Source organism: Pseudomonas sp. FH4 (assembly GCF_000510915.2).
GTDB lineage: Bacteria > Pseudomonadota > Gammaproteobacteria > Pseudomonadales > Pseudomonadaceae > Aquipseudomonas > Aquipseudomonas brenneri.
Map to the genome: position 1 here is coordinate 54,425 of NZ_AOHN01000005.1, position 23,226 is coordinate 77,650.

General features: G+C 57.7%; 19 protein-coding genes. 4 read left to right on the forward strand and 15 right to left on the reverse strand.

Annotated elements, in window-relative coordinates; genetic code table 11:
• Positions 1-60 precede the first annotated feature (60 nt).
• From H097_RS03265 to H097_RS03305, 9 genes are all read right to left on the reverse strand, one after another.
• On the reverse strand, positions 61-603 hold the full coding sequence (locus H097_RS03265) for a fimbrial protein (protein ID WP_032857308.1): 543 nt from the start codon (positions 601-603) through the stop codon (positions 61-63).
• A 353-nt stretch (positions 604-956) separates the two neighbouring features.
• The gene (locus H097_RS03270; protein ID WP_050593294.1) at positions 957-3,314 is read right to left on the reverse strand and encodes an ATP-binding protein; all 2,358 of its coding nucleotides are present in this window, start codon (positions 3,312-3,314) and stop codon (positions 957-959) included.
• The gene (locus tag H097_RS03275) at positions 3,311-5,701 is read right to left on the reverse strand and encodes an ATP-binding protein (RefSeq protein ID WP_156356771.1); all 2,391 of its coding nucleotides are present in this window, start codon (positions 5,699-5,701) and stop codon (positions 3,311-3,313) included. Before H097_RS03275 ends, H097_RS03270 begins: the two co-directional genes overlap by 4 nt.
• Entirely contained in the window at positions 5,698-6,363 is a 666-nt protein-coding gene (locus tag H097_RS03280; protein ID WP_032857309.1) for a response regulator transcription factor, read from the reverse strand. Before H097_RS03280 ends, H097_RS03275 begins: the two co-directional genes overlap by 4 nt.
• Positions 6,364-6,496: 133 nt before the next feature.
• On the reverse strand, positions 6,497-7,162 hold the full coding sequence (locus tag H097_RS03285; RefSeq protein ID WP_032857311.1) for a response regulator transcription factor: 666 nt from the start codon (positions 7,160-7,162) through the stop codon (positions 6,497-6,499).
• A 380-nt stretch (positions 7,163-7,542) separates the two neighbouring features.
• Positions 7,543-8,877, reverse strand: coding sequence for an EAL domain-containing protein (locus tag H097_RS03290; protein WP_032857312.1), 1,335 nt, complete (start codon positions 8,875-8,877; stop codon positions 7,543-7,545).
• A gap of 309 nt (positions 8,878-9,186) precedes the next feature.
• On the reverse strand, positions 9,187-10,509 hold the full coding sequence (locus tag H097_RS03295; protein ID WP_032857314.1) for an OprO/OprP family phosphate-selective porin: 1,323 nt from the start codon (positions 10,507-10,509) through the stop codon (positions 9,187-9,189).
• Between the two features lie 235 nt (positions 10,510-10,744).
• The gene (locus H097_RS03300; protein ID WP_032857316.1) at positions 10,745-11,659 is read right to left on the reverse strand and encodes a LysR family transcriptional regulator; all 915 of its coding nucleotides are present in this window, start codon (positions 11,657-11,659) and stop codon (positions 10,745-10,747) included.
• 11 nt (positions 11,660-11,670) lie between these two features.
• The gene (locus H097_RS03305) at positions 11,671-12,003 is read right to left on the reverse strand and encodes a DUF2790 domain-containing protein (protein ID WP_032857318.1); all 333 of its coding nucleotides are present in this window, start codon (positions 12,001-12,003) and stop codon (positions 11,671-11,673) included.
• Between the two features lie 312 nt (positions 12,004-12,315).
• On the opposite strand from H097_RS03305, the gene H097_RS03310 reads away from it, so the two are divergent.
• Positions 12,316-12,837 carry an N-acetyltransferase gene (locus tag H097_RS03310; RefSeq protein ID WP_032857320.1) on the forward strand — a complete coding sequence of 174 codons (522 nt, stop codon included), beginning with the start codon at positions 12,316-12,318 and terminating at the stop codon, positions 12,835-12,837.
• A 54-nt stretch (positions 12,838-12,891) separates the two neighbouring features.
• Entirely contained in the window at positions 12,892-13,137 is a 246-nt protein-coding gene (locus tag H097_RS03315; protein WP_050593295.1) for a DUF6434 domain-containing protein, read from the forward strand.
• A gap of 67 nt (positions 13,138-13,204) precedes the next feature.
• Here the strand turns inward: H097_RS03315 and H097_RS28100 are convergent, their stop codons facing one another.
• The 6 genes from H097_RS28100 to H097_RS28570 form a co-directional block, all read right to left on the reverse strand.
• Entirely contained in the window at positions 13,205-13,459 is a 255-nt protein-coding gene (locus tag H097_RS28100; protein WP_032857322.1) for a hypothetical protein, read from the reverse strand.
• A 30-nt stretch (positions 13,460-13,489) separates the two neighbouring features.
• Entirely contained in the window at positions 13,490-14,386 is an 897-nt protein-coding gene (locus H097_RS03325; RefSeq protein ID WP_032857323.1) for a LysR family transcriptional regulator, read from the reverse strand.
• 221 nt (positions 14,387-14,607) lie between these two features.
• Positions 14,608-17,787 carry an efflux RND transporter permease subunit gene (locus tag H097_RS03330; RefSeq protein ID WP_032857326.1) on the reverse strand — a complete coding sequence of 1,060 codons (3,180 nt, stop codon included), beginning with the start codon at positions 17,785-17,787 and terminating at the stop codon, positions 14,608-14,610.
• On the reverse strand, positions 17,784-19,268 hold the full coding sequence (locus H097_RS03335; RefSeq protein WP_032857327.1) for an efflux RND transporter periplasmic adaptor subunit: 1,485 nt from the start codon (positions 19,266-19,268) through the stop codon (positions 17,784-17,786). Before H097_RS03335 ends, H097_RS03330 begins: the two co-directional genes overlap by 4 nt.
• On the reverse strand, positions 19,265-20,521 hold the full coding sequence (locus tag H097_RS03340) for a TolC family protein (protein WP_032857329.1): 1,257 nt from the start codon (positions 20,519-20,521) through the stop codon (positions 19,265-19,267). The genes H097_RS03335 and H097_RS03340 overlap by 4 nt, the downstream gene beginning before the upstream one ends.
• A gap of 99 nt (positions 20,522-20,620) precedes the next feature.
• Positions 20,621-20,962: a hypothetical protein gene (locus H097_RS28570; protein WP_032857330.1), complete on the reverse strand. Its 342-nt coding sequence runs from the start codon at positions 20,960-20,962 to the stop codon at positions 20,621-20,623.
• A 297-nt stretch (positions 20,963-21,259) separates the two neighbouring features.
• Here H097_RS28570 and H097_RS03350 point away from each other — a divergent pair, with 297 nt between their 5' ends.
• Together H097_RS03350 and H097_RS03355 are read left to right on the forward strand one after the other, a co-directional pair.
• Positions 21,260-22,057: a molecular chaperone gene (locus H097_RS03350; protein ID WP_241495418.1), complete on the forward strand. Its 798-nt coding sequence runs from the start codon at positions 21,260-21,262 to the stop codon at positions 22,055-22,057.
• 23 nt (positions 22,058-22,080) lie between these two features.
• Positions 22,081-23,064 carry a fimbrial protein gene (locus H097_RS03355; RefSeq protein ID WP_032857333.1) on the forward strand — a complete coding sequence of 328 codons (984 nt, stop codon included), beginning with the start codon at positions 22,081-22,083 and terminating at the stop codon, positions 23,062-23,064.
• The last annotated feature ends 162 nt before the right edge of the window (positions 23,065-23,226 follow it).

Here is a 23,226-nt window from a genome sequence, read left to right on the forward strand (position 1 = left end):
TTGCCGCATGGAAACACGCCCCTTCAATAAACAGCGGGGCGTGTGTCCATGGCCTGCGACTTACTGATAGTTGATGGAGTAAGTCACGGAGCTGACAACGGTGCCCGGAGTAGTAGCAGCCTGGGCGAAGTACTGAACTGCGTATGGCAGGATGGCGGAGGTGTTTGCAACGTCGACACGGCTGGTCGAAGTGACCTGCGCGGTGTTGCCGGCCTTGATCGCCTGGCCATTGGTTGCGTCAACCAGTTGCAGTTGAACTTTGGTGGCAGAACCACTCACGTTCTTCAGGTTGCCGCTGGCTGGGTCAACGCTACCGCCCGACTCGAAGAAGGCAGCAGCGGTCTTGATCGCAGCAGAGCAATCGCTCAGCTCGATGTTGAAACCGGTCTGGCCGGCCACTTGGCCTGCGGTAGTCAGGGAAGCGGTGGAGATGGTTGGCAGCGTGACGGTAGTCCCATTCGCACCGGATGCACCGTTCACTGCAACTTTGCAGGTTTCGGCTTTAAGTTCGCCGTTGAAATCGATTTTGCCGTCCGAAGCCAGAGCAGCAGAAGACACCGTGGCAGCGACCAGTACAGCGAGGGCGCGGGCTTTGTAATTCATGAGTAACTCCGAGAGAGCGATGTTCTACAGTAAGTTTTAAAGCTTCCGCTTGCCGGAGAGCTTCTGTGTTGTTGCGGGATGAAGTTTAGGGAGGACGCATCAAACTCAATATAGGAGTGCTCTGAAAAACAATTTAACGCCTAAACTTTTCAGCACTTACATGCCCCGCAAAACTTACTGTTTCGCCTTAACTCCTTTTTAAAAATCATCGACACTGCGTCAATAGGATCACTCCTAAAAAGCAGTCACTCCAATAGTTCTTAAACCCAGCTTATTGGGCAAATACCGAAATAGAATGTTGGCGCTGCGGCCCGGCAAGTAAAACGCGGTGAGCCCATCGCAATCACAGCCGCTCAGCCGCTCACCTGCGCCCCGCAGACAAGCCCACCCCGGTGCTCCAGCAAGCTACGAGCATGGTCCGCAATCGCTTCTGCCGGCCAGCTCACTTCGTCCTGCAACAACGCTTGGATATGCTGCACCGTGGCCGCAAAGTCTGCCCAGCCAATCACCAACGCTGCCATGTGCAGCTTCTGTATCGCGTCCAACGCCGAACTGCGATCACGCAGGGCAAGCCGCTCAATCAGGCGGTTGAGTTCCTTGTGCAGTTCCTCCGGCGCCGCGGCAGGTTCCGGACGCGGCTCAATCGGGGGAGCCTGGGGAACTTCGCACCATAGTTCAATCATCTGTTGCAACTTGGCCTGTTCGATCGGTTTAGTCAGCACGCCATCTATACCCGCGTCGAAACAACGCTGAAGGTATTCGTTACCGGCAGATGGCGAGAGGGCAATGATTGGACAATAGGAGCGCTCCTGCTCACGCTCCAACTCACGCAATGCGCCGGCCATGCGTTGCGCGTCACCCTCTGGCGAGTCACAGTCGATCAGCACCATGTCGACCCTGCGGGCACTGAACAGCGCCCTCCCCTGGGCTGCATCCGCCGCCAGCAGCGCCCCGTGACCAAGGCTGCCGAGCTGTGCCTGCAACCCTTGCCGGCGGGGCAGCGAATCGTCGAGCACCAGCACCTGCAAACCGTGACTGATCTCAACTATCGGAGCCGGCTCGGTTGCCGGCAGTTCATGGCAAGCGGCGCGCTCAACAGGCAGCCTCACTTCGACCTGGGTACCGACGCCTTGCAGGCTACTGAGGAGCAGCTCACCATGCATCAGCCGCACCAGCCGCCGACAGATCACCAGGCCCAACCCGGTACCGCCCGTGCGCCGGTAGGATTGCTTGGCCTGGGCGTAAGGCCGGAACAACGAGGACTGCGCCTGCTCGGACAAGCCGATACCCGTGTCGATGACCCGAATCACCAGCTGTCGAACCTCAACCGCAGGCTTTTCCAGCAGTTGCAGTTGCACCTCGACCCGGCCGATATCGGTGAACTTGACGGCATTGGACACCAGGTTGCGCAGCACCTGCGCCAGGCGCAGGTCATCCAGCAGCAAGGGATCGTCGGGGCGCTCGCCCGTCACCATCAGCTCAAGACCTTTGTCCTCGGCAGGCGCTCGATACTCGTCCACTATCCGCAGGACCAGTGCCCAGAGATCCACCGGCTCAAGATTGAGAGTCAGTTGCCCGGCCTCCATCTTGGAGATATCCAACACATCATCCACCAGCCGTAGCAAGGTGTTGGCCCCGCTATTGGCCAACCCGGTGAAGTGACGCTGCTGCTCGTCAAGCGGCGTGTGCTCCAACAACTCGACAGCAGCCAGCACCGCGTTCATCGGCGAGCGTACTTCATGGCTGATGACGGCCAGAAACATCGCTTTCTCCCGCTCACTGTGCATTGCCTGGCGCCGCTGCAGACGACTTTGCACGACCAGCGCGAGCAACAGCGCCACCACGGACAGCAATAGCCACAACTCACCTTGGTAATGTTCGGCAATGGCCTTGATGGTAGGAATATCCAGGTTCATATCGACGAACCAGGCGTCATAGATCGCCTTGCGCTCGTCGCTGGTGATAGACGCCAGCGCCTTCTGCAAAATGGACAGCAGGATCAGGTCACTGTCACGTATCGCCATGCTCACGCCGGTATGTTGCTCGGGGACCACACCGGATATCTGCAACACCCCACGGTATTGGCGAGACAGGTAAGGAATCAGCAGCCATTCGGAAGCAATCGCCGCATCCGCACGGCCGTCCTTGACCATCGCCATCATGTCCACCGCATTCTGCGCCGAGATGATGGTGATACCGGGCGCCTTCTGCTGCAAGAACGCGAAATACCCTTCGCGCCCCAACATCACCAGGCGCTTGCCGGCGAGCTGCTCCAAGGCCACAAAAGGCTGATCGCCAAAACGGCTGATAAGAATGGTCGAGCTGGTGTTGTAAGGCGTGGTGTAGAGCAACCCGCGATCCTGCACGGGATCGTCATCCTGGCGCCGGGTGGGTAGGATGTCGACTTCGCCACTGATCAGCATGTCTTTGCGGGCGCTGCGCGTGGTGGTGCTCACCGGTTCGAAACGCAGGCCCGTGCGCGAAGATATCAGCCCCAGGTATTTGGCCGACAACCCTCTGAGCTGGCCATCGCTGATGTATTCAAAGGGCAGCAGGTTGTCGAACACCCCGACACGCAGCACCGGGTTGGCCGCAATCCAGTCAAGCTCCTGCTGCGTCAATTGCATCGGCACTGGGCTGGCCTGCGCTGCCATACCCAGGTTACCCAGCAGGAGCCCTATCAGCAGCAAGCGTGCCAGTACGGCGCTCATCGCGGCGCCATCCGCGTGCTCCGGGCAGGCGCCAGTACGTCGAAGGCCGTGTCTGCGCCCAGGGCATGCCAATGCTCAACCAATGCTTGCAAGGCCTGCGCATAGACGGGGTTATCCCAGCCCTGCTCCGCACGCAACAGGCTCTCCAGGCGCTCGGCACTCTGGCCCAGGGCCGACCACTCCATAATCAGCGCCGCGCCGTGCACGCGGTGGGCAACATGCACGGCGCTGGGACGATCACAAAGCGCTATCGCCTTGATCAGGCTCCCCAGGTCACTGGCCATTTCCCGATTGATCGCCTCCTGATCAAGCCTGGGTGCCATCAGGCTCGCACGGGGTGCCGCCAACTTGACGCCGCACCAGCGCTCGATCACCTCGCGCAGTTGTCCCAGGCGTATCGGCTTGCTCAATACCGCGTCCATGCCAGCATCCATGCAGCGTTTAAGGTGTTGCTCGCCGGTCAAGGCAGAAATGGCAATGATCGGGCAACGGGCCCGCCCCAACTGACGCTCGAACACCCGCAGTTCACGGACCAGGCTGTAACCGTCCTGGTCCGGCAGGTCGCAGTCCATCAGGATCAGTTCGTAGGCCTGCTCACCGAACAAGAGCCGGGCCTGGGCAGCATCCGCAGCGATCACAGCCTGGCAGCCAAAACCGCCGATCTGGGCGCGCAGCACCTCCTGGTTGGCCAGGGTGTCTTCCACTACGAGGATCTGCAGGCCGTCGGTGACAGCCTGAGGCGCTGGCGCCTGAACCGGTGGTTGTGCAGCGGGCTCAGGTGCAACGGTCACCGGCACGCAGAGAATGATGGTAGTGCCCACGCCCGGTTCACTGCTGAGGCTCAACGAACCCTGCATCAAGCTCGCCAGTTGCTGGCAGATCACCAGGCCCAGGCCCGTACCACCGGAGCGCTTGTACGATTGACTGGCCTGGGCATAGGGACGAAACAAAGAGGCCTGTACCGCTTCGCTCATGCCGATCCCGGTGTCGTGGACCTTGACTTGCAACTGCGGGTCACCGGCCTGCGAGGCCACCAGGCACAGCTTGATGTCGACACCTCCGGCATCGGTGAACTTGATGGCATTGGAAAGCAGGTTATGAAAAATCTGCGTCAGGCGGGAGCTGTCGAGCAACAGCAAGGGCAGCGGTGCCTGGATGTTCATATTCAAACTCAGGTGCTTTTCCCGGGCGCGCAGGCGATGCAAGCCGACCACGCCCTGCACCAGCGCCGTGACATCGGTCGGCTCGATGTTCAGGCGCAGGGCCCTGGCGCCCGAGCCAGGTGTATGCAGCACATCATCAAGCAAGCGCACCAAGGCGTTGGCACCGCTATTGGCCAGGTGCGCAAAGTGGCGCTGCTGCTCATTGAGCCGGGTGTGCCCCAGTAACTCCATGGCCGCCAGCACCGCATTCATCGGTGAACGTATTTCATGGCCCATGACCGCCAGGAACATGGTTTTTTCCTGCTCGTTACGCACAGCTTTAAGCCGCTGGCGATGACCGCGATAGGCCAGCACACACAAACTGGCCAGCACCAACGCCCCCAGGATCAGCACATGCAAGTAGTGATTGGCAATCGTGAACAGGGTCGGAACATCCAGGTCCAGGTCTTGATACCAGTGATCGTAGATCTGATTGCGTTGTTCGGCGGTGATTGAGTCCAGGACCTTCCCGAGGATCGAAAGCAATATGGCCTGGTCATCACGAACGGCCATGCTGACATCCAGTATCTGGCTCCCGACCACCCCTGAGGTTTCCAGGACGCCCTGGAACTGCCGATACAGATAAGGCATCAGGAAGGTTTCGGAGGCGACCGCTGCATCAGCACTGCCATCCTCGACGCGGGTCAGCATATCCAGGGCCGAGGTGCTTCTGATTAGGTTGGCGCCGCTACCCGTAGCCTTGAATATCTGCTCGTAATGATCTGTGTCGGGGATCATCACGGTTTTGCCTTGCAGTTGATCCAGATCGAAAAGACCGGGGCTGTCGACCCGCGTCACGATGATCGGCGAGGTGGTGTGATAGGTCAGCGCGGTAAGGCCCTCGGTAGATGGCTCAGACCTGAAATGCAGGTAAGAGGACAACAGGTCGACCTGACCTTCAAAGAGCATTTTCTCGCGTATTTCCAGGGTCTTTCCCGGCGTGTACGTGAATGTAAGTCCCGTGGTATCCGTCACCAACTTCAGATACTGAACTGATCGCCCTTGCAGTGTCCCATCACTCATGTATTCGAAGGGAATCAAGCCTTCGACCACCCCCACCCGCAACACCGGATGCTGCTCTATCCAGCGCTGCTCCTGTTCGCTCAACTCAATGGGCCCCGCACAAAGGGCAGGCACTCCTCCCATCAACCACAGCAGCACGCCCCCACACAGCCACTGCCTCATGGCGAACCGATGATCTTGTTGAGCTTGAACAGTTCGTTGTTCGACGTGACCCCCAGCTTGCGAAACGCCGAAGTTTTCTGGGTGCTGATGGTCTTGATGCTGCGATTGAATTTTTCGGCGATTTCCGTGATGGTCATGCCTGCCAGGTAACAGCGGATGACTTCCTGCTCACGACTGGTCAACTCTGCCAGGATCAGTGCGTCCGGGACCTCGTCCGAACCCTTGCGGGTATCGCTGGTGACGGTTTCGGCCAGGCGATAGGTCATGTCGGTACTCAGGTACACCGCCCCGGAAGCCACTTTGCGGATGGCCTTGATCAACTGGGTCATGTCTTCGCCCTTGCCGACAAACCCCCGGGCACCGACGCGCATGGCCAGGCCCACAGTCGCCGGGTCGTGATGACTGGACAGGATGAGGATCTGGCAGGCGGGAAACTTGACCCGCAAGGCGCGGATCAGCGACACGCCGTCCAACTCATCGGGGCTCAGGGAGAAATCCAGCAGCAACAGGTCAGCAGGCGCCGTGGCGAGACCGGCGATCAGGTCTCGGCTGCGCTCATAAATGCCTACCACTTCAAAGTTCGTCTCGGCGGCCAGGGTATTGGCCAGGCCATGACGAACAACAGCATGGTCATCGAGTAAAGCAATACGTATAGGTTTCATCGCAATCGAGCCCACTCAGCCCAGCGCACACGGCGCTGCTGGAAAACAGGGATACCCCTCCGATACAACGTCTGACTCTTGCTTAAGTATATGTAACAAACGAAAAATGACACGGCGCATAAAGCCAACTGGTTCACACACCTTCAATAATGTGTTTGATCTTGAACAACTCGTTGTTCGACATCACACCCAACTTGCGAAATGCCGAGGCTTTTTGCGAGCTGATGGTCTTGATGCTGCGATTGAATTTCTCGGCAATTTCGGTGATGGTCATGCCCGTCAGGTAACAGCGGATCACTTCCTGCTCACGGGCAGACAAGCTGACAAAACGCAGTGCGTCCTCGCGGCTCCTGGCGTCTCCGTCACACGGGCTGGCTGTGGCTTCGGCCACCCGATAAGCCATGTCCGGACTCAGGTACACCGCCCCCGAAGCCACCAGCCGTACTGCATCGATCAACTGGGTCATATCTTCGCCCTTCCCGAGAAAGCCCCGGGCGCCGACACGCAGGGCCAGGATCACGGTGGCGGCATCATGGTGCGTGGAGAACACCAGAATGCGGCATTGTGGAAACTTCACCCGCAGTGCGCGAATCAGTAAAACTCCGTCCAACTCATTCGGCCCAAGCACGTAGTCCAGCAACAGGACCTGCGCCGGATCTTTCGCCAGCCCTGCCAGCAGGTCACGCGTGCGGGAATAGACGCCGACCACTTCAAAGTCAGGCTCCTGCACCAGCCGATTGACCAAACCATGTCGCACGATTGCATGATCATCCAGCAAAGCAATTTGTAAGCGTTTCATAGATCACAGGACACTCTGTATAACGAGCAAAAAGATGAATAACACCCATTCATCATTGGTAAGTTGCCGTCATGGCTGACGGACCTACAACATCAATTACATCCGTGCAACTGAGCAATCGCACACTAAAAGAGTAACGGGCGAACTTTCGTTTACGCAAAGAAGTGCCCACAGACAAACTTTAAAGTTGCCCGATGAACAGTCGTTTTTTTCAAGCCAATTACAGCAAGCAATAAGTACCCGACGCAAAGAGGCACTAATCCCTGTAGCCCGCGATAAAAAATTCGATGATGGGAATTTAAGGCAATAACGCAGAAATGGACATCGGAGCACTCCTAAAAACACCATCAGTCTTAGGACTGAAGGCGAGCGGAGGCGCGTTACTGGGGTTTTCCCTGCTCGATCACGAAACCCAGGAACGCATCGATTTCCATTGGCCGAGCCAGGGCATACCCCTGGCCGACGCGACATCCCAAGCGGTGCAGCAACGGGATGGTGGACTCATCCTCGATGCCCTCGGCCACCAGGTTCAAATTGAGCAAGCCCGCCCAATTGACGATGCCTGCGATCACCTTGCGTGACGAGGCATGCTGCTCGACAGCCCGCACGAACGAGCCGTCGATTTTCATCTCATCGAACGACAGGTTTGCCAACAGATTCAAGGTGGCCGCCCCGGTACCAAAGTCATCCAGGGACACCTGGAAACCCTTGGTGCGAATGGCCGTCAGCGAAGCCGACAGCAAGAGTTCGTCCGGCTCAGGCACATCCTCGGTGAGTTCGATTTTCAGCAGCCGGGTTGGCAGGTCGGCCTGCCGCATACGCGCCGCCATACTGTCAGCGAAGTGCGGGGTGCAAATGGTTTTCGCCGACGCATTGACCGCAATGGGAATCCAGATGCGTTCACGCTTGAGGGCCAGCATGACCCGGATGGTCCACATTTCAACCAGACTGAACAGCAACAGGTCCAAGCCCAGCCGGTTGACCAGGGGCATCAGCACTGACGGCGGTATTTCACCAAACTGCGGATGCTTCCAGCGCACCAACGCCTCGGCGCCCACCACACGCCGACTCAACAGTTCGAACTGTGGCTGGAACACAAAGCGTAGCCCCTCTCCTGTGGTCAGGGCATTGATCACTTCATCCTCGGCCAGGGCGTCGAAGGTGGCCACGTTCAACTGGGGGTCGGCTTCTGCGCGGGTCAGCATCACGGCTCGCAAGGCATCACCCAGCTCCAGAGGCGTACCGTCACGCAGGATCTCCACCAGAATACCCGCGGTGCGGGCCAGCCGGGCATGGGACTCCAGCGCACTCACCGCCACCCCGCCAATGTGCCTGATCCAGAATTGATTGGTGCTAGCCTGTCGAGGCGGTACACAGGCCCCGTCGACCGCTTGCGCCCGAGCATTCAGGGTGGTTTCACCCGTCCAGAAAATACTCGGCAACTGCATCAGAGTGCCGGCGTCATACCGCCCCTTGAGCAGGCTGGGCAGCATCAACCCGGCGTCACTGCCAAGCCGAATTTCGCAGACAATGACATCGACCTGGCTTTCATCCAGCCAGGCCTGCACTGCGCTCAAGGATTCAACATTGGCCAGAGGCGTAATACCCATAGCACTCAAGGCGCCGGAGAGCCGACTTGCGCAGGTAGCGTCGGTTGCCAACGTGATGACGCGCAAGGCGTTGAACTCGTTGGGCACGGCGGCATTTAAGATCATGACAAAATTTTCCCGAGACTGTATCCAGGAAAAAAGCTTATCAGTGCCAAAAAAGAAGCAAATAGGATTGGGACTAAAAGCTCGGCGAATCAGATCAAGCACCAGGGCCTTTGGTTCTTGGGCAACGGCGCCCCAGCGACAGCACGAACAGCGTGATGGCAAAGACCGTTAACTGTGTGGTGAGAAAGGGAGGGATGACTCTGGACATGAGCAACGTAGCGACCGAGAACCCTTCTCGATGAAATACTGCCAGAGCGGCACCGATGGGCATCAACACTGCCCCATCGGCACCCCACTTTCCTGCGTGTTCTAGAACACGTATTGCAAGCGCATCACGATGCCATCGCCCGTGTCATCGCCCACGGTGTTGCTGACGTTATCCGTGCGGGCCTTGACGTAGTTGGCACTGACCTTGACGGCTTCGTTGGCGTACCAGTTGACTCCCAGGGTGTGTGCCTTGCCCTCGCTGTCGCCGACCTGGCGCACGTTGGTGCTGACCACCACATTGTCGTCCTCGACAGTGAACGCGTCGTAGCGGTAGAACACCTCCCAGGCGCCGATCTGTTTGTTCTGCGGCTTGATCGAGTCGAACTTGGCGCCATCGAGTTTATAGATGCGTGGCTCGCCGGTCAGGGTGTAGGCCATCTGTGCGTAATAACCGCTGGCCTTGATGTCACTGCGTGCGGCATCGGCCTTGAGGGTCCGGCGCAGGTATTCGCCCTGTACCGAGAACGCATCCAGCGCCCAGGCGCCTTCCAGGCCCCACACCGAATCGTCCTGCCACAAGCCCTGCTGGGCAGCGCTGCCGCCAAATACCGAGCGGGTACCGTTGGTGCCGGCGCTGTTACCGCCATTGGTCTCGACGCCGCGCATGCCCATGCGTGAACGGATACGGGTGTCGATGGCTGCATCCTTGAGGTCACGGTAGGCGTATTGCAGCCCCACGTGCAGCACATTGCCGGACTCATGCAGCGGCGCAAACACACCACGCAGGTTGTAGCGCTTGACGCTGTCACCGTCGGTGTCGTTGTTGTTTTCGCTGAATACGCTGCCGGACAAGTAGGCCATGCTCCCTACGACGCCGGTGGCCTGTACGCCCATGCCGGAGTTGTCGTTGATCCACTCCGCCACGTCGTAGGAAAGGTTGCGCTCCAGGGCCGTGACCCACTTGGAACTGGTGGCTTTCTCCAGGCCGAAATCCGTGTAGAAACGACCGACTTTCAGGTTCAGTGGATTGAACCCGGTGTAGGTCACACTGCCTTCGTCGAAGTAGCCTGTGCTGTCATTGCCCACGTTACGGGACAGGTCGTAGTTGATCTGATACTTCCAGTCCTTGTAGGCCGTACCACCAAACTCCAGGTAGGCCCGACGAAAATAGGCGGCGTCTGCCGAGTTGCCGTTACGGGTGTAGTAGTCATTGAACCTGGCGTAATCAGCCTGGATACGCCCGCCCAACTTGAAGCTGAACTCTTTGTCGGCAGTGGCAACTTCGAGGCCGCCCTTGGTTTTCAGCACGATATCAGCACCATCGGTGGTCACCGTGCCAGCCTGAACCGACATGGCCAATATGCCGCCCATGACGGCCAGGCTCAACTGAGTGAATCCAACGTATTTCGAATCGCTAATCGACATCAACTTCCCCTCGTTATCGTTAAGTACAACTTGGCGACGGGGAGCTTCCAAAGAGCAGATGACGGTTTTGGTTTATTTAAAAGACACTTTTGTGACGGTGACGACTTTCGCTCTTGAATCACGACGCAAGCCTTATAAACAAAGGGCCCAGCAACTTTTCAAGGGATCTCGCCAAATATTTCAGAATGATTAAAGTTGCTGCTGACTCAGATGACACTCCTCCACCTCAAGGGGGCTAGCTGACCACTCTTTCAAACCAATCACTGCGCTCGTCAAAGGCTTTGTGAATCAGCGCCACCAACGCTTGCACATGAGGTTGCTCGGCCGTCAAGGGCGCAGTGGACAGCCACGCCAAACGCTCCATGCGCTCGCTGAACAATGGCGTCAGGCCCAGCAGCGTCTTGTCCAGATGGGTGATGTAGTTTGGCAACAAGCCGACACAGGCACTGTGCCTGATCCACTCCCGCACCCACGCCTGGGAATGCACCTGGGCTACCGCCCTCTGGCGTTGTTTGACCAGGCGGTTCCAGGGCTCAAAAGCCGCAACCGGAGCATTCGTACGACCTTGTACCAACATAAAGTCAGACAGGTCTGCGATTTGCGCCGGCAAACGGTTACCGCGACAGTAGCGCTTGGCAATATGCGGGCTGTAATCAATGCGTGCCAGCCGTTGCGGCGTGGTCATGGCAAACCCAGGGGAAGGCCGCGGGCGACCAGGATCCGCCAGCCACACCATGATATCGGCCTGACGCGTCGGCTCGCCCGTCAACGGGATGACTTCCAACTGCATTGCCGGGTGCTTGCGCATGAAATCCAACACCTCACGCGCCAGCAGATCGTGCATGAGGGAATCTTCCACGGCCAGGCGCAACAACGGTTGAGGCAAGACGCTCGCCTGTGGCTGGACATCGCCAAAACGCGCCACCAGTGCCGCTTGCAGACGCTGCCCCTTGAGGGTCAGGCGCAGGGCGCTGTCCTGATACACAAACAGCGGGCTACCCAGATGGCTTTCCAGGTGGATCATTTGCTTGCGCAACACTGCGGCGCGGATATTCAGACTTCTGGCGGCCTGGCGAAAACTGGCACAACGTACGCATGTCAGAAAACGTTGCGCCAGCTCACGGTCAATCAACGGTGGCGGTGCAGTCATAGGGCAACCTTTCAGCGGCCATTATTACGGCACTGTCCCATGACTTTATATTCGATGGTATTGAGCTTGCCGCCCGAGTCCTCGTAGGTCATGCGCGATGGCACGATGTCACAGGAACGGATCGGTGGCGTTATGTTGACCACCTTGGCGATGTCCAGCTTCATCCCGTAGCGATAGCCCTGGACCTGGGGCTCGTCCTTACCTTTTTTTGCCGCATAAGCGGCCATGGCTTTCTGGTTATCGCTCATCATCTGGTCAAACACACGGTCACCACCTCCCGTGGCGAGCGCGGCCGTGGACAATGACAACATCAATGCAGCAATACTTAGTTTTAACAGGTTCATAGGGTTCATCTCTCAAGTCACTACAGCAAACTTTCCAGACTTGAGATTAACGAACCGACCCTTTCACCAAGGTAGCTTGAAGATTACCTTTCTGTTATCAACCACTAAGCATTGCCTGAAACGACGACGATGATCACCGCCCAATCAACGTCGGGCGGATTACAAACAAACTGACCCACCACTTTGGGTCAGCGTAACGCTGGCGACGGGTGGGACCTATCAGGTGAGTATCGAGAAACTGAAAGCCGGTTCTGACCCAAAGGAGCAATCGAGTAGCAGCCGCATCCGATAATTCAGACAGGGAGCAAAACAGTGATCGGTATTAGAGAAGCAACCATAGAAGACATCCCCCTACTTCGGAACCTCGGCATGGCGACCTATCGAGAGCATTTCTCTGACATCTGGAGCGCTGCGGGCATGCAGGACTTCCTGAACAAAGACTTCTCAATCCGCGAACTCCAGCAATCAATCGAGTCGCCTGCCTGTCATTGCTGGCTTATGGCATTTGATGCAGACAACCAAGGCGTAGGCTTTGCCAAGATCAACTGGTCCAAACCCATGCCCTTGCCTGGACAGGTTGGTGCTGAGCTTCAGAAAGTCTACTTCCTCAAAACACAGGCCGGCCGAGGCTACGGGAAGCAGCTCTTGCAGTTCATTTTTCAGTCAGCAAAAAACCGTCAGCAAGGCTCTATCTGGCTGGAGGTGCTGAAGTCCAATGCCAGTGCGCAGCGTTTCTATGAAAGCTGCGGGTTCGAGGTGCGAGGAGAAATACCGTTCAGTACCGACAAGGCCGATATCGGGATGGTGGTGATGAACTGTGGCCTTTCCCGGTAGCCAGGGGGCTACGCCGCTCATACCGCTCACATCTTAATCACCAAAGGAATGGCAATGATCTTCGACTGGCACTCCGGCCCCATCACCCGCACCACCCCATTGGATAAGCACTACCGAAATACGCAAAAGGTGCGTCAGTTTCTGGTCAGCGAGTGCGGGGAGTCGTTCAAGTTCGACCGACCGTTCATGGCCTGGATCAAGAGTGGCGAGCCCTTGACGATGGGAGACGTGGCGGATATGTGGAGTCGCAGAGACGCAGGGGAAATGTTTATCGCGCCTCAGCAGCAGACAAACGACTGATCAGGGTGCTGGCGCGCAACGCACACCAGGAACCTTTTTCACAATCGGGACTCAGTGCTGCATGTTTTCATACCAATGACTCAGCGAACTCCCGATGATTATCCGAAGATCCCTGCTCTGTATCGCCTTGGTAGCCATCGGCTTTCTTGCCGGGTATGCCGCCAAACCAAATAATGGACTTCAAGTGACTGCTGGCCAACTGATCAAATGTGGCCAGGTGACCATTCCTACCCTGGAGATGTGAACCCGAAGTCACAGCACGGTCGCCAGCGACCGCAACGGCTTTCACCAGCAAAACCAGACATCCAAGTAAATAACGCATTGATAGCTTCCCGGCGAATAGTCGACGGATTTAATAACTGGCTGGAGCCAAAATGGTCATTGACGACGCGCTCGCCAAATATTCCACGTACCCCTGCGCAAAATCCAAATACGCCCGCACGATAGCCGACGGATGACGGTGTGATGGGTAGATCAGGTTAATCTGCTGCTCCGGCAGTGGATGCTCAGGTAGCAGCACCAGCAGCTTCCCTTCGCGGATGGCGGGCCCGGCTAGAAAAGGCGGGAGCTCCGTCACCAGATCACCGGCCAACGCCCGGCTGCGCAAATGCGCATAGTCATTCGTGGTCAACATGGCCTGCGGCTTGAATAGCACGCTTCCCAACTGCCAGGTTCCCTGACTCCAGGTGCCACAGGGATAACCGTGCAAAGCCTCGACACTGGCAGGCATACCCAGCCTTTCAATCAGCGTCGGACTGGCCACCAACCAGTGGCGATAGTTCAGCAGGCGGCGGGCAACCATGGTCTCGTGGGCAATCATGCCGACCCGCAACGCCACATCGACACCATCCTCGATCAAGTCGATACGCCGCTCGGTGGTATGGACGCTGACCTGGACCTGTGGATAGCGGCGCTGGAACGCCGACAAGACATCCCACCAGGGCTCAAACGAAGGTGGCAATGACAACCGAAGGCGGCCTTTGAGCAGCGCCTGATCACTGATCACCGCCTGTTCGCCCTCGGCCAACGCTTCAATGCCGCGACTGGCATGTTCGTACAACCGCATCCCCGAATCGGTGAGCCTGGTGCCTCGTACAGAGCGTTCGAGCAGTTGCACTTTCAGTTGCTGTTCAAGCTCGCGAATACGCCGGCTCAAGGTCGGCAATGGAATATCCAGGCGCTCGGCGGCAGCTGACAGGCTGCCGGTCTGCGCTACGCTGACGAACATGCGGACGGCGTTGAAGTCCATGGCTTAACCTCTCAGTAATAAGAGGCACGATATATTTTTTGTGGGCCATCTTCCAGTTTCGATTGATGGACAGTGCAGTCTTCATGAGGATCTGTTTTAGAGTACGCTGGCTGCCCACCGTAATTTTAAACAGCGATTCCCTCCCCTTGCCCACCGTCCATTAATCTGATCCAGCACCCTCTGGTACAACAAAGCGTGCCGGACACTTCCACCACAGGTATTTATTTTTTAATAGACACAGTCGTGGCTCTGCTACCTTCAGGTTTGGTGGGTTCGACTGAGAGGTGCCGGCGACGCATCAAGCGATAGGCTGCCGGAATCACAAAAAGTGAAAGCAAGGGCGCTGTGACCATGCCGCCAACCATGGGCGCGGCAATGCGGCTCATCACTTCGCTACCAGTCCCACTGCCCAACAAGATGGGTAACAAGCCCGCAATAATGACGGCCACGGTCATGGCCTTAGGTCGAACTCGCTGCACAGCACCTTCACGAATCGCCGCAATCAATCCGCGCTCAGTGCTGTCACCGACGTCTTCACGTTCGGCCCAAGCGTTCTTCAGGTAGAGCAGCATGATCACGCCGAACTCGGCAGAAACCCCAGCCAAGGCGATAAAGCCGACTCCGGTGGCGACCGACAGGTTGAACCCCAAGAGATAGAGGAACCATGCTCCACCGCTCAGTGCAAATGGCAGAGTGGCCATGATCAATAGCGCCTCATCGAAGCGGGCGAAAGTCAGGTAGAGCAGAACGAAGATGATCAACAGCGTGGCAGGTACTACCAGTTTGAGGCGTGCGTTGGCCCTTTCGAGAAACTCGAACTGTCCTGAGTAGCTCAGGCTCATGCCTGGCTGCAGCTTGACCTGTTCATTGATGACCCGACGCAGGTCGGCGACAACCGAGGCAATGTCCCGTCCCCGCACGTCGATATACACCCAGCCTGAAGGCCTTGCGTTTTCGCTCTTGAGCATCGGCGGCCCGTCGCTGACCTTGATCTTCGCCACCGTGCCAAGTGTGATTTGGCTGCCTAGCGGGGTGTAGATTGGCAACTGCGCCAGGGCGCCGAGCGAGTCCCGCCACTCACGGGGGTAACGGACGTTGATCGGGAAGCGTGCAAGCCCTTCAATGGTCTCCCCGACGTTTTCACCGCCGATAGCGCCGGCCACAATGGACTGCACATCGGCGATATTCAGCCCGTAGCGGGCGGCGGCCTTGCGGTCGATATCCACGTCGATATAGCGGCCACCGGTCAGTCGTTCAGCCAGAGCCGAACTGACACCTGGCACATCCTTGGCCACCCGCTCGACCGCCTGAGTCACAGCATCGATCTCCGTCAGGTTGGTGCCGGCAACTTTCACCCCAATTGGACTCTTGATACCCGTAGCCAGCATGTCGATACGGTTGCGAATCGGGGGTATCCAGATATTCGTCAGCCCAGGAACTCGTACCACTCGATCCAGCTCTTCCACCAACTTTTCCTGGGTCATGCCTGGACGCCATTGCTCGTGCGGCTTGAATTGAATGGTGGTTTCGAACATCTCCAGCGGTGCAGGGTCGGTGGCGGTTTCAGCGCGCCCCGCTTTACCGAAGACGTGTTCAACTTCAGGCACGGTCTTGATCAGACGGTCAGTCTGTTGCAGCAGTTGTGCCGCTTTCTGCGCCGACAATCCCGGCAGAGCTGAAGGCATATAGAGCAGGTCACCCTCATCCAACGGGGGGAGAAACTCGCCACCCAAGCGCGACATTGGCCATAGCGTACTGACAACAACCAATAGTGCCACCAGCAGCGTGATCTTTGGTCGACACAAGACTGCGTCCAGGGCTGGCTGATAGATCCGAATCAACCACCGGTTCAACGGGTTCTGATGTTCACTGGGAATGCGTCCTCGAATCCAGTAGCCCATCAGCACTGGCACCAAGGTCACTGACAATCCCGCCGCTGCCGCCATGGCGTAGGTCTTGGTGAAAGCCAAAGGGCCGAACAACCGTCCCTCCTGAGCTTCCAGCGTGAACACCGGAATGAACGACAGGGTGATGATCAACAAACAGAAGAACAGCGCGGGGCCTACCTCTGCCGCCGCTTCGGTCATTACATGCCAATGACGTTCGCCCTTCAGTTCTTCCCCCGGATTGGCCGCGTGCCATGCCTCAATTTTCTTGTGAGCGTTCTCGATCATCACCACAGCGGCATCGACCATGGCGCCAATGGCAATGGCAATCCCGCCCAAGGACATGATGTTGGCGTTGATGCCTTGGTAGCGCATGACGATAAAGGCAATCAACACACCAACAGGCAGCGAGATGATCGCCACCAGGGATGAGCGCAGGTGCCAGAGGAAGATTCCACAGACCAACGCGACGACAATGAACTCTTCGATCAGCTTGTGGCTGAGGTTTTCAACAGCGCGGTCGATCAGCTTGCTGCGGTCGTAGGTGGTAACGATTTCCACCCCGGACGGCAGGCTGCTTTTCAGTTCGTCGAGCTTGGCCTTGACCGCCGCAATGGTCTCGCGAGCATTCTTGCCACTGCGCAAAATCACCACGCCACCGACGGTCTCGCCTTCGCCGTCAAGTTCGGTAATGCCCCGCCGCATTTCCGGCCCCAACTGGATCGTTGCGACATCGCCAAGGGTCACTGGTACACCACCCGCACCCAACTTAAGCGGGATCGCCCGGAAGTCATTTAGCGTCTTCAGATAGCCCGAGGCGCGCACGATGAACTCGGTCTCCGCCATCTCCAGCACGGCACCACCGGTTTCCTGATTGGCCTTGCCGATGGCGTCGGTCACCTCAGCCTGAGTGATACCGAAGCTGGCCAACTTCAGCGGATCGAGCTGCACTTGATACTGCTTGACCATGCCACCCACGGTGGCCACTTCCGCAACGTTCGGCAGGGTCTTGAGTTCAAACTTGAGGAACCAGTCCTGAAGAGCGCGAAGCTGTGCCAAATCATGCCCGCCACTGCGATCCACCAGTGCGTACTGATAGATCCAACCCACCCCCGTCGCATCTGGCCCCAACGCCGGCTTGGCATTGGCCGGCAAGCGGCTTTGTATCTGACTCAGGTACTCCAACACCCGCGAGCGAGCCCAATACAAGTCAGTGCCGTCTTCGAACAGCACGTAGACAAAACTATCGCCAAAGAAGGAATAACCACGCACGGTCTTGGCCCCCGGCACCGAGAGCATGGTGGTGGCCAACGGATAGGTGACCTGGTTCTCGACGATCTGCGGCGCTTGTCCTGCATAAGGGGTGCGGATAATCACCTGCACATCGGAGAGGTCTGGCAACGCATCAATGGGCGTGCTTTGCACCGACCAGACGCCCCAAGCGGTGACAAACAGTGTCGCCAGTAGCACTAGGAATCGGTTGGCCACTGACCAACGAATCAGGGCAGCAATCATGGCTGGCTCCCCGATTTATCCAGGCGCTCAACACGCAAGCCATCGTCGGTCTGGCTCAACGCGATTCGAACCTTGTCACCCGCTTTGAGGCCCTGCATCAGCGCCGGACTAGCGAGTGGGAAAGTCATCGTCATGCCAGGCATACCCAGCGTCTTGAAAGGGCCATGGGCGAGCGTGACGTCTTTGTCGTCGATCTCAACGATCTGCCCATCCGCCTCATGAGAGCTGGAGGCTGTTTCACTGGGTGGCGACTCTTCCTCCGTGCGAGCAACAATGCCCTTGAGACTGGCCTCCGAGTCGAGCAGGAACTGGCCAGACGTAACCACCTTCTGACCTGCTTCCAGACCTTTCACTATCGCCGTTTTGCCATCGCTTTCCTGCCCCAGGTGCACCTCCACTGGACGGTAGCGACCAGCGTCTTCGGCGAGCATCACCAGGGCTCGCCGGCCAGTGCGAATCACCGCCTCACTCGGCACCCACAATACACTTTGCTCGGTCGAACGATTCAGGCGTACCTGCACCGTCAAACCCGGCCTGAGGCGCTCGCCCGGATTGGGTAACTCGACACGTACCCGAAGTGTGCGGCTGTCCGGATTGGTCTCGGGCAAAATCGCGCTGACCTTGCCACTGAGTGTTGTTCCTGGGAAGGCCGGCAGTCGCGCTTCGACCGCCTGCCCCACGGTGATAGCTCCGGAATCCGATTCTGGAACGGCCACGGCTAGCCAGACACTGCTCAAGCCATTGACGCGCGCCAGAGTGTCGCCAGTCGCCACGGTCATACCCGAACGGACATTCAACTCTTGCAGCACGCCGCCAATAGGGCTGGTGAGCGTCAGGCAGGGCTGAACCTTACCGCCACGCTCTAACTGAGTGATCAGTGTTGCCGGCATCCCTGTGAGCTGCAGTCGTTGGCGGGCGGCAGCCAACAAGCCAGCATCACCGTTGCGCTTCAGGGCAAGGAACTCTGTCTGGGCGGCCGCCCACTCAGGCACCAGGATATCCGCCAACGCCGCGTTGGCTTTGAGTACATCGCCGGGGGCATGGGCATAGACCCGCTCCACAAAACCAGTGGTGCGGGCCTGAATCACAGCGACATCACGCTCGTTGAATCCCAAGACTCCTGTGACGTCGAGACTGGAATTAAAGATTCCACGGGTGACTGTCGCAAAACGCAGACCGAGATTCTGAGTCAGGCTCGGATCGATACTGACAGTCGCACGATCTCCTGCGCCCCCGGCGTACTGAGGAACCAGTTGCATGTCCATGAAAGGGGATTTACCCGGCTTATCGAACTTTTGCTGCGGGTACATGGGATCGTACCAATACAGAGCCTTGCGCTCCTCCGGGGAGCTGGGACTCTGCTCCGAGCTGGCACCAGGTACTCCGTTCACGCGTTGATGTGCGAACCAGTAACCACCGGCAACACCGAATGCCAGCGAGACGCCTACCAGCAATGCCCCGCTCCATTTTTTAAGGATCATTGGCTGGACTCCCCATACGCAAAATACAGACGCGCACTGGTCAGTGCTCGCTGCTCTTCCACGTCGATCTGTTTAAGACGGGCTTCAATGAGTTCACGTCGGGCGGCAATCACCGCATTTAAATCGCCCTTGCCTGCACGGTAACTGGCCATGCTGAGTTCGACCTTTTCCTTGGCCAGAGGCAACAGGCTGTCCTGATTTCTGCGCACGGCGCGATTCAGACGCTCATAGTCAGCCAGTTCATTTTCCAGTTGCTGGGTATGCTCGCGTGACAGCGCTTCGCGCTCGGCCTCCAACTGGTTGAGTTCAGCCTGCTTGGCTGCAATCCTGGGGTTTTGGCGAGAGTCGGGAAATAGCGGTAGATCCCAGGAAAGTTGAACGCTGACCATGTCGCCGAACTGACGGTCACGATGCTGATAATCAAGCTCCCAACTCCAGTCCGACTGCTTTTGCGCTTCGGCTTCACGAACTTTGGCCTGCGCCTCGCGGGTCATCGGTGCAAACGCTGCCAACTCGGGGTGGTGTTGCAACTTATGGGAGTAGCCTGAGGTATCTACGGGCCATTCAGGCATACGCCCCACGGGCTTGTCGTTGGCGGCGGAGCCAATCCAGCGTTTGAGGGCTGCTCGCGCCTGTGCTCTCTGGAGAGTCAGATCGTCCTGTTGCTCCGCCAGTTGAGCGGCTTCTTGCTTGGGTGTCACCGCATCGGCGGGTTGAGCGCGGCCACCGGCAATTTGGGCCCGGACGGTATCGCTCAGCAGGCGGTTTTCTTTGTAGAAGTCCTGGAACAGCACATCCTTGCGCTCAACCGAGTAGCTGCTGATCCAGGCCAACGCCGTGGACTGGCGCACCTTCAGACGTTCGACTCGACGTTGCGCAGAGGCACGATCAATAGCTGCATCGGCGACTTCGATACGCGCTTTGCGCTTGTCGCTATTGGGCACCTCCTGCCTGATCCCGACCATCTGCATGGTCATGAAGTCCTGGTCGATACGCCAACGATCCGGGCCGCCGATGGGGTAGTTCTGCACGCCCACCAGGAGCTTGGGATCAGGTAATTCACCAGCAGGGATGGCTGCACTGCTGGCAGCCTGAATTTTTGCGTCTTGTGCGGTCAGCGACGGCGCATTGTTTTCTGCCAGCCGCAACGCTTCATCGAGCGTCAATGCGGCAGCGAAACTCGGCAATGCCAACACGCTTGCCGCTAGGCCGGCCACGAGAGACCAGCCTGTGCAATTGCACTTGGAGTTCATGTTTACGATTCCTGTAATCATCCACTGCACGCGTCAAAAGACATGCGCACAGCTAGTCCATCCCGCTAATGCAGAATGAGGCTCAATGTGGGACAGGAATCAAACGCGGGGCGGTCGCCATACCCCGGATAGGGTCTGTATAGGTAGGGAATCGCTGAAAAAGGAAATTGCTACTGGGCTGAACAACGTTACGGGAGGCTTGAAGACCGAGACTTGCAGTATCCCGCCCGTCTTGCATTCCTGGCCCGGCTTGCAAGGCTTACCGTGCTCGGAAGGGCTTTTCATATCGTTGCAGCAGTCCATCCCCATGTCGTCCATCATCGCCATGCCCATCGTCTTCATTGGGCAAGGTTCTGTTGGTGCCTGAACACCCGCCATCCCGCTGAGGGGAAGCGCCAAGCTGATAAAGAAGATGAGGCAAAACCGTAGATAGCGTTTCATGGGCCGGAGTGTAGTCGCTGAAAATGGCTCTTACAATTGAATGCAGGTTCAAAGCAGCCTGCCGTAGGCTCTGATTCATGCGATATCACCGTATCTGAATTAAGCCAGCATTATCACTAACTTATGATTTACGCAGCATTCAGATTAAAGGCGATTGGCCCGTTTCTGCCTGGCGTTACCGGCATTTGCCCAATGAGTGATGGCATCCACCGCAAGAAAACTCAGAAACACCTTATGTTCACGACGCAAAGTGGCCACTAAAGTGTGCTGCTTACGAGTCAGATACCGGACAAAAACTTGACTAATTTCAAAGAGTTAAGTAAAATAGCAGCCAGCAGCCAGCAGCCAGCAGCCAGCAGCCAGCAGCCAGCAGCCACTAAGGTCGCGCCTACCCGTACGATAATATCCTTACCGCCCCTCCTCAGAATCTTACTGATCGCCTGTGCACTGCTGGCCCTCGCACCGTCAACCCACGCCGCACTGAAAATCCAAGGCACACGCCTGATCTACTTCGGTCATGACCGGGAGGTCAGCATCGGCGTGGTCAACCAGGCACCACAGAAAATGCTGGTGCAAACCTGGATCACCAGCGAGGACGAAGCCGCAGACGGCGATGTTCCCTTTGCCGTCACCGAACCGCTAGTGCAACTGGCTGCCGGGGAGCATCACCGACTGCGCATCCTGTATGCCGGTGAAGGCTTGCCCATAGATCGCGAATCGCTGTTCTGGCTCAACGTCATGGAAATCCCACTCATGCCGGAAGGTCCCAACAGCGTGCAGTTTGCGATACGCCAACGACTCAAGCTGTTTTATCGACCGCCCATGCTCAAGGGTGACTTGGCCGAAGCGGTGCAGCAGTTGGTCTGGCGCAGCGACGACGGACGCACCCTAACGGTCAGCAACCCCAGCGCATTCCACCTTTCGCTGATGAACCTGCAAACCGCCGGCTACGCCCTCAGCGATTATCTGCTGCTCAAACCCTATGAGAGCAAAACCCTAAGCGCCCAAGGCACCTTGCCGAAAGGCGCCACCCTCCACTTCACCGAAATCAACGATATCGGCTTGCAGTCCCACCACAGCGCGGTAGTCAAGTGATCGATCACGGAGTATTTTCACCTATGCCACTGACCAAACGTTTTCTGCCACTACTGTTGTGGGCCGGCGCGGTATTGCCTGCTACCAGCCACGCCTTGGCCTGTGTTGAAGACGGAACCAACTCGGCTATCACTCAAGAAGCGCTGGGCACGGCGCTGGCGATCTCAGCCGATGCACCCGACGGCACTATCATCTGGGAGTCCGGCCCACGCTCCGTCCAGATTCTCTGCAAGCAAGACTACGAAGCCGGCCGCGAAGGCGTGTATTTCTACGTCAATCCAGCCAAAGCCAACATCGGTACGGGTATCCGCTTGGGAATCCGCTATAACAACCAGTTGATCACCCAAAGCACCGGGGCGGTCGCTACCGGATTCTTTTCCGACCACGGTTGCAACTGGGCCAACTGTCAAGGCTGGGACAAGGCACGCTTCACCCTCAATTTCAGCGTGTTCATCGAGAAATATGGCACCACGCCGCCAAACGGCCAGGCCAGTCAGTTGGCCTCGTACCGTATATTCCAACTGGACGGCAAGGGCGGGCTCAACCCCCGCCCCAACAGTAACCTCAACTATGTGGTCACCGGCATGAACGATATCCGCTTCGTGCCGTGCGCCCCCGATCTGACCATCAGCCCCAGTGTGGTCAATTTCCCCAATCCGTCGCATAAAGCATCGATTGGAGAAGTCGCCAGCAGCGCGAACTTCAGCTTGAACCTGCGCAAAGGCTGCGACACGCCTTATACCGTCAGTGCGCGCTTCGCCACCACACCAGGCGGTGGCGGTGTGATCAATGGGTTGCTGGTGCCGGATAACAACAAGTCAGTGGGAATCTCGCTATCTCGTGTCGATAGCCAACAGCCACTGCCTTTCAACGACTGGTTCACGCTGCAGGCATTGATGGGGCAAGGTCAGAGCCACAATGAATTTCGCGCGGACCTGAAATGGCGCACGCAGCCGATCCCTGGTGTATTCGACGCCGCAGTGGTGGTGGATATGTATTACAAGTAGGCGTTTTTAAGGGACCTCTTATGCCACGGGCAACTTGAGGAACAAATAGGGTGCGGACACGATGCTGGAGCTACATCACCGCAAGATGCGCGTGAGCGAAGACGGAAGCGGTGATTTGGCTTCAAACATCATTACCGCCGCCATCAAAGTCCGCATGTCGTT